Raw genomic sequence first — 12,139 nt, forward strand, 5'->3', positions numbered from 1 at the left:
AATGAGATGACCCGCGCTTGTGCGGGTCTTTTTTTGTCTGAAGAGGAGGTGGCTGCAGATGCCCGATAGCACACACATGGTGACCCCTGCCCAGCGCAAATGGCTGCCGCCGCTCACGGCGGTCGGTTTCTTCATGCAGACGCTGGATGGCACCATCCTCAACACCGCCCTGCCCAGCATGGCCGAGACCCTGGGTGAGAGCCCGCTGCAGATGCAGTCGGTGATCATCGCCTACATGCTGACGGTGGCGCTGCTCATTCCCGCCTCCGGCTGGCTGGCGGACAGATTCGGCACCCGCCGCATCTATCTGGCCGCCATCCTGCTGTTTACCCTGGGCTCTCTGGCCTGCGCGGCCGCCAACTCCCTGCCGGTGCTGGTGGCCGCCCGGGTACTGCAGGGGATCGGTGGTGCCCTGCTGATGCCGGTCGGCAGGCTGGCGGTACTACGGGTCTACAGCAAGCACGAGCTGCTGCGGGTGATGTCGTTCGTCACCATCCCCGGCCTGGTGGGGCCGCTCATCGGCCCGGCACTGGGTGGCTGGCTGGTGGAAGTGGCGAGCTGGCACTGGGTGTTTCTCATCAACCTGCCGGTGGGGTTGCTCGGCTTTATCGCCAGCTGGTACTTCATGCCGGACTTGCGCCAGAGTACGGCCAAGTTCGACTGGCAGGGATTCGTGATGTTCAGCGCCGGCATGGTGCTGGTGTCGGTGGGCCTGCAGGGGCTGGGGGAGCACAGCATCTCCACCGGCTGGGCGCTGTTTGCCCTGCTGTTCGGGCTGGCCGCCATGGCGAGTTACTGGCTCTACGCCGCCAATGCCGAGGAGCCGCTGTTCGGGCTGGGGCTGTTCAAGACCAGCACCTTTGCCATCGGCATCTGGGGCAACCTGTTCGCCCGCCTCGGCAGCGGCGCCATGCCGTTTCTCACCCCACTGTTTCTGCAACTGGGGCTCGGCTTCTCGCCGAGCAAGGCGGGGATGACCATGATCCCCACCGTGCTGGGGGCCATGCTGACCAAGACGCTGGTGAACAAGCTCATTCCGCGCATCGGTTATCGCCGCATCCTGATCGGCAACACCCTGGCGCTCGGGGTGATGATCGCCAGCTTCTCCCTCATCGACAACCAGCTCCCCTACGGGGTGCTGCTGGGCTGGCTGATGGTGTTCGGCGCCATCAACTCGCTGCAGTTCTCCGCCATGAACACCCTGACCCTGCAGGATCTCAGCCCGGAGTTCGCCAGCAGCGGCAACGGCCTGCTGTCGGTGGTGATGCAGCTCTCCATGAGCCTGGGGGTGGCCATCGCCGCCAGCCTGCTGGGGCTCTTCTCTGCCGGCTCGGCGGCGGCGGATGGCCAGTGGCTGGGAGGCTTTCACATCACCTACCTCTGCATCGGCCTGATGTCGATGCTGGCGGCGCTGATCTTCGCCCAGCTGGCGCGGGACAAGCGCTGAGCCGCGGGCTCAGGGGGCCGGCAGGTAGCTTACCTGGCAGGGCAGCTGGGCCAGCAGTCCGGCCAGGTGGGCGGTTTCCAGCAGGAAGGTCTGCTCGGGGTGGCCCGGCGTCCAGGTAAAGGCGTGGTGGGTCATGAGCACAGGATCCACCAGCAACGGGATGTCGGCGCGGGGCAGGAAGGGGCAGACTGCGCCCGGCAGGCAGCCAATCTCGGCCTGCATCTCGTCGGCGGTGCAGATGGAGGGCTTGGCGCCGAGCGCCGCCTTGACCGCCTTGTTGTCGAGCCGGCCGTCCCTGTGGGTCAGCAGCAGCGCAAAGCGGCCATCCTTGAACTTGAGAAACAGGGTCTTGCTGAACTCGGCCTGCCAGCCGAGGCGGGCTCTCACCTTTTCATCGGTGGCGTAGTCGAGAATGGGCTCGTGCTCGAAACGCTGATGGGGCAGTTCGGCCAGCAGCCGGCAGTTGAAGTCGTGAATGGTATCGAGTGGCATGGGGTCCTCCTGTGATGGCGGCCATCCTGCCACTTGCCGTGGCACAGGCCCAATCACGGTTTCTTATCCGTTATCAGCTCCGTCCATCAGCAACAAGGGCACCCGTGGGTGCCCTTGTCGTTCAGTGGTGCTGCAATGCGTCCGCTTCCCAGTGAAAGGGGATGGGGCAGAGCCGTTGGGAGGCCTTGTCGTAGCACGCCCACAGCTCGCCGATGGTGCGGCCATCGACGGGGTGGCAGAACTTGGGCGCCAGCTCTGCCAGTGGCCAGAGCACGAAGGCGTTGGTGAGGATCTCGCCGCGTGGCAGCACCAGCGGCGTCTCGCAGATCAGCTCGCCGTAGAGCAGCAGATCGAGATCCAGAGTGCGCGGGGCGAACTTCTTGGCGTCCGGCTCGCGGCCGTGGGCGAACTCCATGGCGCGCAGCCGCTGACACAGGGTCGCCAGCGGCAGCTCGGTGTCGGCCCCCACCACCAGGTTGTAGAAGGGGCGGCCGTTGAAGCCTACCGCCTCGCTCTCGAACACCCGGGAGACCTGCAGCTCGCCAAACTCGGCCTGCAGCGCATCGAGGCCGGCGCGGATATGGCGTTCCCGCTCGATGTTGGATCCCAGGCTGATATAGACACGAGTCATGCGGTGCTCCCTGTCATCTGGCTGGAACCCTGGCTGATATAGATGCGGGTCATCAGTTGGCGCTCGCGGCCGGGGTGCGGTGACGCAGGATCTCGACACCGACACCGGCGGCATTGGGGACGGCACCCGGCTTGGTCAGGGTGACCTTGACCCAGTGCACCCGTTCGTCGGCCAGCACCAGCATGGCGACCTGTTCAGCCATGGTTTCGACCAGCTCCACCACCTTGCTGGCGACGTGATCACAGATCTTGCGAGAGAGGGTGGCGTAATCCAGTGCCAGATTGATATCGTCGGTTGCGGCGGCGGGGCGGTTGTCGAACCCCATCTCGAGGTCGAAACAGAGCTTCTGGCGAATGCCTTTCTCCCACTCGTATACACCGATAGTGGTCAAAACCTCGAGTCCGCGAATAAACACCTTGTCCATGACAGTACTTCTTCTTTACTCTTGATGGGCTGTGATGACAGCGCAGGGATGCAGGCCTGGCCAGCGGATGAGTGCCGGCGGCCGGTTTGGGCGACACGCGGTGGGCAACCCCACGCAGGCGCCAGAGAATGTGGCCCGCATCATACCCCATTCATATCGTGGTAAAAACGACCAAGATGACGGCCCTGACGATTTTGATGATTATTCTGGCCTACCTGGGCGGCTCGCTGTCCAGTGCTGTGCTGGTTTCCCGCATCACGGGTCTGCCGGATCCCCGTGATCACGGCTCCCACAACCCGGGGGCCACCAATGTGCTGCGCCTCGGCGGTCGGCTGGCGGCCGTGGTGGTGTTGCTGCTCGATGTGCTCAAGGGCACTGCTCCCGTCTATCTCGCCTGGTATCTGCAAATCAAACCCGTCTACCTCGGCTTTATCGGGGTGGCAGCCTGTCTCGGCCACATGTACCCCATCTTCTTCCACTTTCGTGGCGGCAAGGGGGTAGCCACGGCGCTCGGCACCATGATGCCCATCGGCTTCACCATGGGGGGCGCGGTGATCGGCACCTGGCTGCTGGTGCTGCTGGTGAGCGGCTATTCGTCGCTGGCCTCCATCATTACCGTGTTGCTGACCCCGCTCTTTACCTACCTGCTCAAGCCGGAATACACGCTGCCGGTTTCGCTGCTCTCCTGCCTCATTCTGATCCGCCATCACGAGAACATCGCCCGCCTGCTGAAAGGGGAGGAGCCCAGAGTCTGGGGCCGCCAGAACCGCAGTGAGCAGGAAGAAGTGCTGGAAATGGATGATCCTGAGCAAAAAAGAGACGAACGAGACAAAAAGTGAAATTTCCCGTTGACCACCTGCCTTAAAATCCGTTTAATAGCGCCCACGCCCAGATAGCTCAGTCGGTAGAGCAGGGGATTGAAAATCCCCGTGTCGGCGGTTCGATTCCGTCTCTGGGCACCAAATTTTGGTGTCGTGAAAGAAAAACTTGTTCATGCACAATGGTTTAAAGTGTGCCGGCTTAGCTCAGTAGGTAGAGCAACTGACTTGTAATCAGTAGGTCACCAGTTCGATTCCGGTAGCCGGCACCATTTGCCCAGATAGCTCAGTCGGTAGAGCAGGGGATTGAAAATCCCCGTGTCGGCGGTTCGATTCCGTCTCTGGGCACCACTTATAATTCCTCCTTAGCTCAGTCGGTAGAGCGACGGACTGTTAATCCGCAGGTCGCTGGTTCGAGCCCAGCAGGAGGAGCCAATTCAAAAGCCCAGCAGCAATGCTGGGCTTTTTCTTTGCCCGTTTTCCGGCATCCGGTGCCCATTGAGCAAGATCTCGCCAGCTCGGCGGCAAGTTGTCGCAGTGCCCCTGCCGTACCGCTCCCGCCAGTGACTTCCCCCGCCCGCCTAGTATGATGGCGTGATGAGTCCCTATTCTGCCCATCTTGCCCTGGCGGCCTCTGTCGCATCGGTGGGCGCAGGAGAACGGGACCGCTTTCTTGAGTGAGGTCATGCATGAATGCAACAGAGCTTTGGCAGCTTTCCCCCGAACAGTTCAACGAGTGGCGCCGGGCCAACGACTACCCCCTGATCTGGGATCTGCTGGTGGCGTCGCTGCCCCATTTCGACGACTGGATGACGGAGCAGAAGATCGACAAGCAGGTGATCTTCCAGATCGGCATCGCCCGCTTCATCAGCTCCCGCTGCGTGCTGAGCCTGTGCCTCTACATGAGCGACGACAAGATCAGACTCTATGAGACCGCCTCGAGCGCGCTGGAGTCCCTGCGCAAGAGCGGGCTGATCCGCGCCGAGACGCGCTTTGAACCCTATTGCATGTGGCTGGCCGGCAAACACGGTAAGGACGAAGTGAAGCGGGTGCAGAGCCTGCTCTCGGTCTCCGAGAACAACAAGGGGGAGGCCCAGGTGCTGGGCAGGCACCGGCTGCTCAACATCGGCGGCGTCGAGCTCAAAAGCCCCATCATCTCCGGCCGGCTGCTCGACTTCACCTGCCTGGACGAGCTCTCGCTGGATGGCGCCGTCAACAACTCCAAGGTCTATCTGTGGCACTGCTCGGCCAAGGGGGTGAGGGTCAACGGTGGGGTGATCGGGCTAGATCTGTTCGACTCCCTGCTGTGGGACCACAGGGCCTGGGCCAAGAAGCGGGAGCTGGCGCTGGAGGACGGGGTGTTTCAGGACTTCACCATAGAGTGCGAGGAGATCCGCTTTCACTCCTCCCGGGCGGTGCTGAAAAACTTCAACGTGCGGGCCAAGAACTTCGACGCCACCATGGAGCACACCAACCTGGACAAGGTGCAGGTGGCCTACAACGAGAATGGCCGGGTCGATCACAGCGAGGCCAGCAAGCTCTACCGCAACGCCAAGCGGCTCTTCTCCAGCGTGGGCGACACCGTCGATGCCGGCGAGTGCTACTACAAGGAGAAGCTGCACGAGATGAAGTCGCTGGCGAGCCCCAGGGAGCTGTTCAAGGAGTGCTGGCTGCGCAGCGGCTGGCTCAAGAAAGGCTGGCTCACCCTGCTGTGCTACCTGAAATGCGCCGCCAAGTTCATCAGCTTCATCACCTGGGGCTTCGGCGAGCGGCCGATCCGCAGCCTGCTGCTGTCGATGGGGGTGATCCTGCTGGCGACCCTGACCTATTATCTGGCGCCGGGATCGGTCACCCATGACCATCTTGGGCGCTCGCTCTATTTCAGCATCGTCACTTTCGTAACCCTGGGCTATGGCGACATCTCCCAGACTTCCTCCCCGCTGCAGCTGCTGTCGGCCATCGAGGCCTTCTGCGGCATGTTCCTGACCGGACTGTTCCTGGCGGGGTTTGCCTCCAAGACCAAGCAGTATTGACGGCGCGCCGGTCACTGGTCGAGCAGGTCAGCGGGCTGGCGTGATCTCCTGCATCTTGAGCCAGAAGGCCTCCTGGCAGGGGTTGTGGAACAGCTTGCGCGCAGGGGTGATGGGGATGGGGCTGGCGACCACCCGGTAGCTGATCCAGCACTCCGGACAGACTTGTGGGGAGGGCTCTTCGTCCAGCTCCAGCTGGTGGCAGATGACCACGCCATTGGCGAACCAGTAATGGGTCTGCCGGTGGTGGGTCAGGGTGCCGCTCTCGTCCTGCTCGCTGTGTTGTTCGCTCTGCTGGCGGACGAGTATCGCCGGTCCTGCCTGGCGGTGGATGGCCTTGATATAGGTCACGAGGTCGTTCATGGTGCTGCCGGATGGTAAATGACGGAGTCGATTGCCGATGGGGAAGCTTACCCGCGCAGGCGCTGGGCGGCAATCCGCTCCGGTCGCCCGTTGTTTCGCCGACCGGCCCCAGTTGCTATACTGCCGCCCCGTTTCGTTGCCGGGCTGGCCGTGGTGCCGGTGCGCTGGCGCGAGACAGGCAGACTGGACAGGATCGTCCGGCCACTCGTTTTTCCTCCCTGGTTCAGCCGCTAGCGCGGCGACTCGTCAATCCGTATGGCACGGGTGCGCGGCCGGCAGGAAGAGTCATTCAAGGAGCCCTTGTCGCAAGACAAGGGCTCCTGCTTTATGGGTGCCATAACAACAATACTCACCACACAGCGACAGATTTCAGGATTGGTATGGAAAATCAAGCAGTTAAAGATTCTCACCAGGGGGCGGCCTCCCTTCGCCGCTGGTTGGAGCCGGTATTGGTACTGGCCATCCTCGGCAGCCTGTTTGGCTACCTCGGCAGCCAGATGGGCCTCTCCGCCCTGGTCAACACCCTGTTCAACACCGCCCACCAGCTGCTGCTCAACACAGTGCTCTTCATCATGGGCATTACCGTGCTGTCCGGCGCGCTCAGCCAGCTGCTCAGCGAGTTCGGGGTGATCCGCCTGCTGGAGGTGCTGCTGGCACCGCTGATGAAGCCGGTGTTCCGGCTGCCGGGGCGCACCGCACTGGCGGCCCTGATGACCTTCTTCTCCGACAACCCGGCGGTGATCAGCCTCGCCAGGGACAGCCGCTTTCGCAAGGGCTTCACCCCCTGGCAGCTGGTCTCGCTCACCAACTTCGGCACCGCCTTCGGCATGGGGCTGATCGTGGTGACCTTCATGGCCACCCTGCAGCTGCCGGGGGGCGAGTCCACTGCCAGCGCGGCGCTGATCGGCCTGCTCGGCGCCCTCATCGGCTCCGTGGTATCGACCCGGCTGATGCAGCGGATGATCCGCCCGCTGGTGGGGGAGACCCCGATCGCCGACGAGGTGGCGAGCGTGGGGGCCAAGCCCGGCCTGCGCCGGGAGGCGGCGCCTACCTGGCTGCGGGTGCTCAACGCCCTGCTGGATGGCGGCAAATCCGGGGTGGAACTGGGGATGGCGGTGATCCCCGGGGTGCTCATCATCAGCACCTTCGTGATGCTGCTGACCTTCGGCCCGGGTGAGAAGGGGTATACCGGCGAAGCCTTCCAGGGGGTGGCGCTGCTGCCGGTGCTGGCGGCCAAGGTGGGCTGGCTGTTCGAGCTGCTGTTCGGCTTCACCCACGCCGAGCTGGTGGCCTTCCCGGTCACCTCGCTGGGGGCGGTCGGGGCGGCCATGTCGCTGGTGCCTCCCTTCATCGGCAAGGGCTGGATCACCGGCAACGAGGTTGCGGTGTTCACCGCCATGGGCATGTGCTGGAGCGGCTTCCTGAGCACCCACACCGCCATGCTGGATGCGCTCGGCTATCGTCATCTCACCTCCCGCGCCATCGTGGCCCACACCATCGGTGGCCTGTGCGCCGGGGTGGCTGCTCACCAGCTCTACCTCTGGCTGGGCTGATCCATCAAGCAGCAAAAGGGCGCCGAGGCGCCCTTTTGCTTGCGTGGCCGACCGGCGGCCTCACAGGTTGCCCGGTTTGGGAATGGGGATGCCGAGCAGGAAGTTATCCATCATGCCGACCATGCGGCCCAGCTCCGGTTTGGTGATGGTGTCGTTGGCTCCCAGCTGCAGCGCCTTCTGGCGGTTGTCATCGCTCATCAGCGACGAGAACATGACGATGGGAATGGTCTTGAAGGCGGGGGTGTCGCGCAGCCGCTTGAGCAGGTGCATGCCGTCCATGCGGGGCATCTCCACGTCGGTGATGATGCCGCTGACGAACTCGGCCACCGGGATCTTCTCCTCCTGCGACAGACGATCGAACTCCATCAGCATCTCCAGCCCGTCGCCCCCGTCCTTGGCGGTCACCACGTTGTAGCCCGCGGTGCGCAGGGTGGTCTCGATCATCTTGCGGATGAAGGCGGAGTCGTCCACCACCAGGATGGTTTTGGCCTGGCGCATGGCCATCATGCGATCGTCGATGATGACCTTGCGATCCTGGGTCACATCGTACTTCTCCATGCTCAGCTCGGGGTTGATGTCGGCGATGATCTTCTCGAAGTCGAGGATCATGATGAGGTTGCCATCGCGCCTGACCACGGCCACCACGCAGTCATTCTCGCCCGCCTCCAGGAACTGGCTGGGGGATTCCACATCCTCCCAGGAGACCCGGTGGATCCTGCTGACGCTGTCGATGAGGAAGCCGTTCGCCATCTTGTTGAAGTCGGTGACGATGACCACCTTGTGGCTGTTGTCCGGGTTGGTTTTGATGCCAAGCCAGCCGGCCAGATCCACCAGCGGGATCAGCCGCTCGCGCAGGGAGAAGACCCCCACCATGTGACGCTGGGCGTTGGGGTAGTCGGTGGTCTCCGGCACCCGGATCACCTCGCGCACCTTGGCGACGTTGATGCCGTAGTAGGCTATTTTCTCGCGGCCATCGGGCAGCTGCTTCTTGAGGTGGAATTCGATGATCTCGAGCTCGTTGGTGCCGCTCTCGGTCAGAATGGATTTACGCTCTTCCCCGTCTTTGGCCATCATGGTCACTCTCGTGCTTCTGGTTGCGCTGGCAGCAGCCGCTGCGGTTTTCCCTCAGTATAGGAATGGATCCGCCGCTGACGACGGGATCCACACAAGATCGCCTCCATAACCGCTTGATCCCGCAGGCTGGAAGGCGCGTATCAGCCTATCAGGAAAAGCGCGGGGCGATGGAGAAGGCCATCACACTCGCCGCAAGGGGGGAGTCATGGAAGAGAGTGTCGTGGTGATCGGCGCCGGTGGTGGGCTGGGGAGCGCCCTGGTGGCGCACTGGCTGGCGGCGGACACTGCGCCTGTCATCGCCATCAGCCGCCAGCCGCAACCGGCGCGGCTCAATAGCGCCAGGCTGCACTGGCTGCGCTGTGATTACAGTGATGAACAGCTGGCAGAGGCGGTGGCCCGCATCGGCGAGCTGGCGCCGAGGCCGCGCTGGCTGGTGATCTGCAACGGTCTGCTGCAGCAGGGAGGCATCCGGCCGGAGAAACGGCTCGAGGCGCTCAACCTCGAGGCCATGACCCAGCTCTATCAGACCAACGCCCTGCTGCCGCTGCGCTGGATCAGCCAGCTGCTGCCCCTGCTGGGGTCGAGCCCCTGTACCCTGGCGGTGCTCAGTGCCCGGGTCGGCAGCATTGGCGACAACCGCACCGGGGGCTGGTATGGCTATCGCGCCGCCAAGGCGGCCCTCAACATGCTGCTCAAGTGCTCCGCCATCGAGCTCGCCAGACGGGCGCCCGGCGTCAAGCTGCTGGCGTTTCATCCGGGCACGGTGGACACCCCGCTCTCGCGACCGTTTCACGGCAACCTGGCCGCCGGCAGCCTGCGCAGCCCGCAACAGGCTGCCGCGGATCTGGTGACGCTGATGGCGCGGCTGACGCCGGATGGCGAGCTGAGCTACCTCGACTGGCGAGGCGAGCCTATCGAGTGGTAGCGGGCGGCAACAGCCGGGCCAGCAGGCCGCGCAGTGCCTTGATGACCGCCGGCTTGCCCGCCAGTTGCAGCCTGGCCGCCAGCGCTCCCCAGTCGGCATATTGCCAGATGGTGGCGATCAGCAGTTGCCGCTCGGCGGGGTCAAGCTGTGCCAGTTGTGTCAGGTTGCTCGCCAGCCAGCGTTGCAGGCTGGGCTGGCACAGCTCGAACGGCTTGTGGTGGTGGGCAAAGCAGGCCAGTTCATCCTGATCAAACTCATCGAGCCCGCTCGAGCTGGCCTCCGGATCCTGCAAGCACTGCCACACCAGCTCGGGTTCAAGGGTTTTCAGCTCGCCCGCCAGCAGGGTGGGCAGCTGGCGCACGAAGCGTTGGTGCCAGTCGGCCAGCTCGGCGGTGCAGGTCGGTTGCAGCGCCTTGAGCAGCAGGGCGGCGTGGCTGCCGCTGGCGGCATCTCGCTGCAGGCCGATGCGCAGCACCCTGAGCCCGGCCTTGCGCCAGAATGGCAACAAGTCGGCACTGGCCGAGAAGGCGGAGCCCAGATAGTCGAGCCCTGTCGCCTGATAATGCTGTTCGAGGTGGGCCAGCAGGAGCGACCCCAGCCCGTGGCGATGGAGCGCCGGATGAATGGCGATGCGCATCACCCGGGCGTAGCTGCGCGCGCCTGCGGTTTTGAAGCCGGCGTGCGCCAGCAGTGACTGGGGCAGCAGATGGCCGCGCGGGCGCCGCCGCCCGGCCCAGATCGCCTCGGCCAGCTCGTCCGCTATCTCTCCTTCCCGGGCCACCAGCGCCACCCCGAGCAGATGTTGGCCCTGCTCCAGCAGGTGGATGTCGAGGGCCGGGCTCTCCAGCAGGTAGCGCAGATCGCTCGGCGTGGTCTGGTAGTGGGCCAGCACCAGCAGGCCGAACACCCGATGGAGCAGCCCCTCGTCGGCAGCCAGTGCATCCTGTTCTAGCCGGCGCAAGCCAGGCTGGGTGGGCGCTGGCGGCGTCTCGACCTCGGCGTTGAGGCCGAGCAGCCGGAACACCAGCGGCTCCAGTGGATCATGTCTACTCCAGCGGATCGGCTCGGCTAGGTGGATCTCCTGCCAGCCGGGCGTTTCGCGATCGAGTACCCGCTTAAAGCGCAGGTGAAAACCGCGGCCCGTACCCTCGTAGCCGTGCTCTGTGGTGGCGAAGACGATGCGACCGTGCCGGGCCAGCATGGCCTCCAGCAGAGGGGTGGGAATGGCGGCGGCTTCGTCCACCAGCAGCAGATCGGGTTGCAGCGGCTCGTGCACCAGCCGATCCGGCGAGCAGTAGCTGAGCCCTGCCAGCAGTTGCGGCGCGTCTTCAAGGGCACGGGCGGCGTGGGCAAACAGGGTGGCGACCGTGGCCTGGGAGGGGGCCGTCACCAGGATCTGCAGATCGGGTTGTTGGCGCAGCAGCTCGGCGGCGGCCAGCCCCAGCAGGCTGCTCTTGCCGCGGCCCCGATCCGCGCTCAATACCAGCGGACGGCGGCGGTGACCGTGCAACACCTTGTGGATGGCGGGCAGGGCGCGGGCCTGATCGCAGCTCAATGGCCGCGCCGGCCCAACCGGCTGCCACTGGGTCGGCGTGGCAGGGGGCGTCAGCTCGAGGGCTGGGTCACCCGCCAGCAGCCGCACCAGCCGGGCGAGAAAGCCGTGGCCCGCCAATGCTGTATCTTCCGGTTGTGCCACCAGCCGAACCCGGTCCGGATCCGGCCGGGCAGGCCATTGGGCTCGCGGCGGGGTCAGCAGCAGCAGCAGGCCGCCCGCCCGCAAGGTGCCCGCCAGCGCCCCGAACGCATCGGGGTGAAAACCGCTGAACGCATTGAACACCAGCGTGTCGCACTCCTGACCGAGTCGCTGCAGCGCCTTGGCCGCCGGTTGCGGGTGGTGCTCGCTCGGGCCATCTCCCAGCCAGTAGCTGACGCCGCTTAGCAGCGCCTCGGCCCGGGCGATGCAATCGGCTTCATCACCTTCCAGCCAGATCAGCCGCCGTTCGCCGGCGCGGGCCAGTGCCTGGCGCAGCTCGTCGAGCGCAGCCGGCATCATGAGGCGGCGCTGTCGGCCGGTTTGCGGGGCTCGAACATGCGATCCCCCATCTGGTCGATGAAGGTGTGCGCCTTCTGCACCATGAAGCGCTCCGCATCGGCGGGGTTGGTAAACAGATCGGAGCGGATGAAGCGGTGGGTCTGCAGCACGCCGTCCAGCTCCTTGGTGATGCGGCCCGCCAGCCGATACTGACCCCCTTCGGCCATGGGCTCGGGATAGATGAGGTAGCCGGCGTATTCGGTGGGGGTGACTTCGGCGGCGGGAGCGGGCTGGCCGCCAAACAGGGCAGTGAACAGTTTCTTGAGCATGATGTTTCCCTCAGTGACAGA

The 12,139-nt window shown here is 64.5% G+C and carries 12 protein-coding genes and 4 tRNA genes; 9 read left to right on the forward strand and 7 right to left on the reverse strand.

The window, feature by feature from the left end; genetic code table 11:
• Positions 1 to 58 precede the first annotated feature (58 nt).
• The gene (gene mdtD, locus ACB033_RS11095) at positions 59 to 1,447 is read left to right on the forward strand and encodes a multidrug transporter subunit MdtD (RefSeq protein WP_371140520.1); all 1,389 of its coding nucleotides are present in this window, start codon (positions 59 to 61) and stop codon (positions 1,445 to 1,447) included.
• A 9-nt stretch (positions 1,448 to 1,456) separates the two neighbouring features.
• Here the strand turns inward: mdtD and ACB033_RS11100 are convergent, their stop codons facing one another.
• The 3 genes from ACB033_RS11100 to folB all read right to left on the reverse strand — a co-directional run bounded on the left by ACB033_RS11100 (position 1,457) and on the right by folB (position 2,994).
• Positions 1,457 to 1,939 carry a YbaK/EbsC family protein gene (locus ACB033_RS11100; RefSeq protein ID WP_017788220.1) on the reverse strand — a complete coding sequence of 161 codons (483 nt, stop codon included), beginning with the start codon at positions 1,937 to 1,939 and terminating at the stop codon, positions 1,457 to 1,459.
• 121 nt (positions 1,940 to 2,060) lie between these two features.
• Positions 2,061 to 2,570, reverse strand: coding sequence for a 2-amino-4-hydroxy-6-hydroxymethyldihydropteridine diphosphokinase (gene folK, locus ACB033_RS11105; protein ID WP_268037588.1), 510 nt, complete (start codon positions 2,568 to 2,570; stop codon positions 2,061 to 2,063).
• 52 nt (positions 2,571 to 2,622) lie between these two features.
• A complete protein-coding gene (gene folB, locus ACB033_RS11110) occupies positions 2,623 to 2,994 on the reverse strand; it encodes a dihydroneopterin aldolase (RefSeq protein ID WP_005305573.1) in 372 nt (123 codons plus the stop codon).
• A gap of 176 nt (positions 2,995 to 3,170) precedes the next feature.
• Between folB and plsY the strand changes: the two genes are divergently transcribed.
• The 6 genes from plsY (at position 3,171) to ACB033_RS11140 (ending at position 5,845) form a co-directional block, all read left to right on the forward strand.
• Positions 3,171 to 3,833 (forward strand): glycerol-3-phosphate 1-O-acyltransferase PlsY, encoded by a 663-nt coding sequence (gene plsY, locus ACB033_RS11115; RefSeq protein ID WP_026139285.1) that lies wholly within the window; start codon positions 3,171 to 3,173, stop codon positions 3,831 to 3,833.
• Positions 3,834 to 3,880: 47 nt separating this feature from the next.
• Positions 3,881 to 3,956 (forward strand) — tRNA-Phe (locus ACB033_RS11120).
• A gap of 52 nt (positions 3,957 to 4,008) precedes the next feature.
• A tRNA-Thr gene (locus ACB033_RS11125) sits at positions 4,009 to 4,084 on the forward strand.
• 3 nt (positions 4,085 to 4,087) lie between these two features.
• Positions 4,088 to 4,163: transfer RNA gene (locus ACB033_RS11130), tRNA-Phe, on the forward strand.
• A gap of 8 nt (positions 4,164 to 4,171) precedes the next feature.
• Positions 4,172 to 4,247: transfer RNA gene (locus ACB033_RS11135), tRNA-Asn, on the forward strand.
• Positions 4,248 to 4,501: 254 nt separating this feature from the next.
• On the forward strand, positions 4,502 to 5,845 hold the full coding sequence (locus ACB033_RS11140; RefSeq protein WP_010635979.1) for a potassium channel family protein: 1,344 nt from the start codon (positions 4,502 to 4,504) through the stop codon (positions 5,843 to 5,845).
• 27 nt (positions 5,846 to 5,872) lie between these two features.
• Here ACB033_RS11140 and ACB033_RS11145 read toward each other — a convergent pair whose 3' ends face one another.
• Positions 5,873 to 6,205 carry a hypothetical protein gene (locus tag ACB033_RS11145; protein ID WP_139725680.1) on the reverse strand — a complete coding sequence of 111 codons (333 nt, stop codon included), beginning with the start codon at positions 6,203 to 6,205 and terminating at the stop codon, positions 5,873 to 5,875.
• A gap of 380 nt (positions 6,206 to 6,585) precedes the next feature.
• Between ACB033_RS11145 and ACB033_RS11150 the strand changes: the two genes are divergently transcribed.
• Positions 6,586 to 7,758: a nucleoside recognition domain-containing protein gene (locus ACB033_RS11150; protein ID WP_042889256.1), complete on the forward strand. Its 1,173-nt coding sequence runs from the start codon at positions 6,586 to 6,588 to the stop codon at positions 7,756 to 7,758.
• A gap of 60 nt (positions 7,759 to 7,818) precedes the next feature.
• On the opposite strand, the gene ACB033_RS11155 is transcribed toward ACB033_RS11150, so the two are convergent.
• Positions 7,819 to 8,832: a chemotaxis protein CheV gene (locus ACB033_RS11155; RefSeq protein ID WP_094698766.1), complete on the reverse strand. Its 1,014-nt coding sequence runs from the start codon at positions 8,830 to 8,832 to the stop codon at positions 7,819 to 7,821.
• A gap of 205 nt (positions 8,833 to 9,037) precedes the next feature.
• On the opposite strand from ACB033_RS11155, the gene ACB033_RS11160 reads away from it, so the two are divergent.
• Entirely contained in the window at positions 9,038 to 9,757 is a 720-nt protein-coding gene (locus ACB033_RS11160; RefSeq protein ID WP_139725679.1) for an SDR family NAD(P)-dependent oxidoreductase, read from the forward strand.
• Here the strand turns inward: ACB033_RS11160 and ACB033_RS11165 are convergent.
• Both ACB033_RS11165 and ACB033_RS11170 read right to left on the reverse strand, forming a co-directional pair.
• Positions 9,744 to 11,810, reverse strand: coding sequence for a tRNA(Met) cytidine acetyltransferase TmcA (locus tag ACB033_RS11165; RefSeq protein WP_139725678.1), 2,067 nt, complete (start codon positions 11,808 to 11,810; stop codon positions 9,744 to 9,746). The genes ACB033_RS11160 and ACB033_RS11165 overlap by 14 nt on opposite strands.
• Positions 11,807 to 12,118: an HlyU family transcriptional regulator gene (locus tag ACB033_RS11170; protein ID WP_139725677.1), complete on the reverse strand. Its 312-nt coding sequence runs from the start codon at positions 12,116 to 12,118 to the stop codon at positions 11,807 to 11,809. The genes ACB033_RS11165 and ACB033_RS11170 overlap by 4 nt, the downstream gene beginning before the upstream one ends.
• Positions 12,119 to 12,139: the final 21 nt, after the last annotated feature.

The sequence above is a fragment of the Aeromonas sp. S15(2024) genome (assembly GCF_041402265.1).
In the GTDB taxonomy this organism is placed as follows: Bacteria; Pseudomonadota; Gammaproteobacteria; order Enterobacterales; family Aeromonadaceae; genus Aeromonas; species Aeromonas dhakensis.

Excerpts from the sequence above, each read along its gene's own strand:
- mdtD (WP_371140520.1), top strand. The coding sequence starts at position 59 with ATGCCCGATAGCACACACATGGTGACCCCTGCCCAGCGCAAATGGCTG.
- ACB033_RS11100 (WP_017788220.1), bottom strand. The coding sequence starts at position 1,939 with ATGCCACTCGATACCATTCACGACTTCAACTGCCGGCTGCTGGCCGAA.
- folK (WP_268037588.1), bottom strand. The coding sequence starts at position 2,570 with ATGACTCGTGTCTATATCAGCCTGGGATCCAACATCGAGCGGGAACGC.
- folB (WP_005305573.1), bottom strand. The coding sequence starts at position 2,994 with ATGGACAAGGTGTTTATTCGCGGACTCGAGGTTTTGACCACTATCGGT.
- plsY (WP_026139285.1), top strand. The coding sequence starts at position 3,171 with ATGACGGCCCTGACGATTTTGATGATTATTCTGGCCTACCTGGGCGGC.
- ACB033_RS11140 (WP_010635979.1), top strand. The coding sequence starts at position 4,502 with ATGAATGCAACAGAGCTTTGGCAGCTTTCCCCCGAACAGTTCAACGAG.
- ACB033_RS11145 (WP_139725680.1), bottom strand. The coding sequence starts at position 6,205 with ATGAACGACCTCGTGACCTATATCAAGGCCATCCACCGCCAGGCAGGA.
- ACB033_RS11150 (WP_042889256.1), top strand. The coding sequence starts at position 6,586 with ATGGAAAATCAAGCAGTTAAAGATTCTCACCAGGGGGCGGCCTCCCTT.
- ACB033_RS11155 (WP_094698766.1), bottom strand. The coding sequence starts at position 8,832 with ATGATGGCCAAAGACGGGGAAGAGCGTAAATCCATTCTGACCGAGAGC.
- ACB033_RS11160 (WP_139725679.1), top strand. The coding sequence starts at position 9,038 with ATGGAAGAGAGTGTCGTGGTGATCGGCGCCGGTGGTGGGCTGGGGAGC.
- ACB033_RS11165 (WP_139725678.1), bottom strand. The coding sequence starts at position 11,810 with ATGATGCCGGCTGCGCTCGACGAGCTGCGCCAGGCACTGGCCCGCGCC.
- ACB033_RS11170 (WP_139725677.1), bottom strand. The coding sequence starts at position 12,118 with ATGCTCAAGAAACTGTTCACTGCCCTGTTTGGCGGCCAGCCCGCTCCC.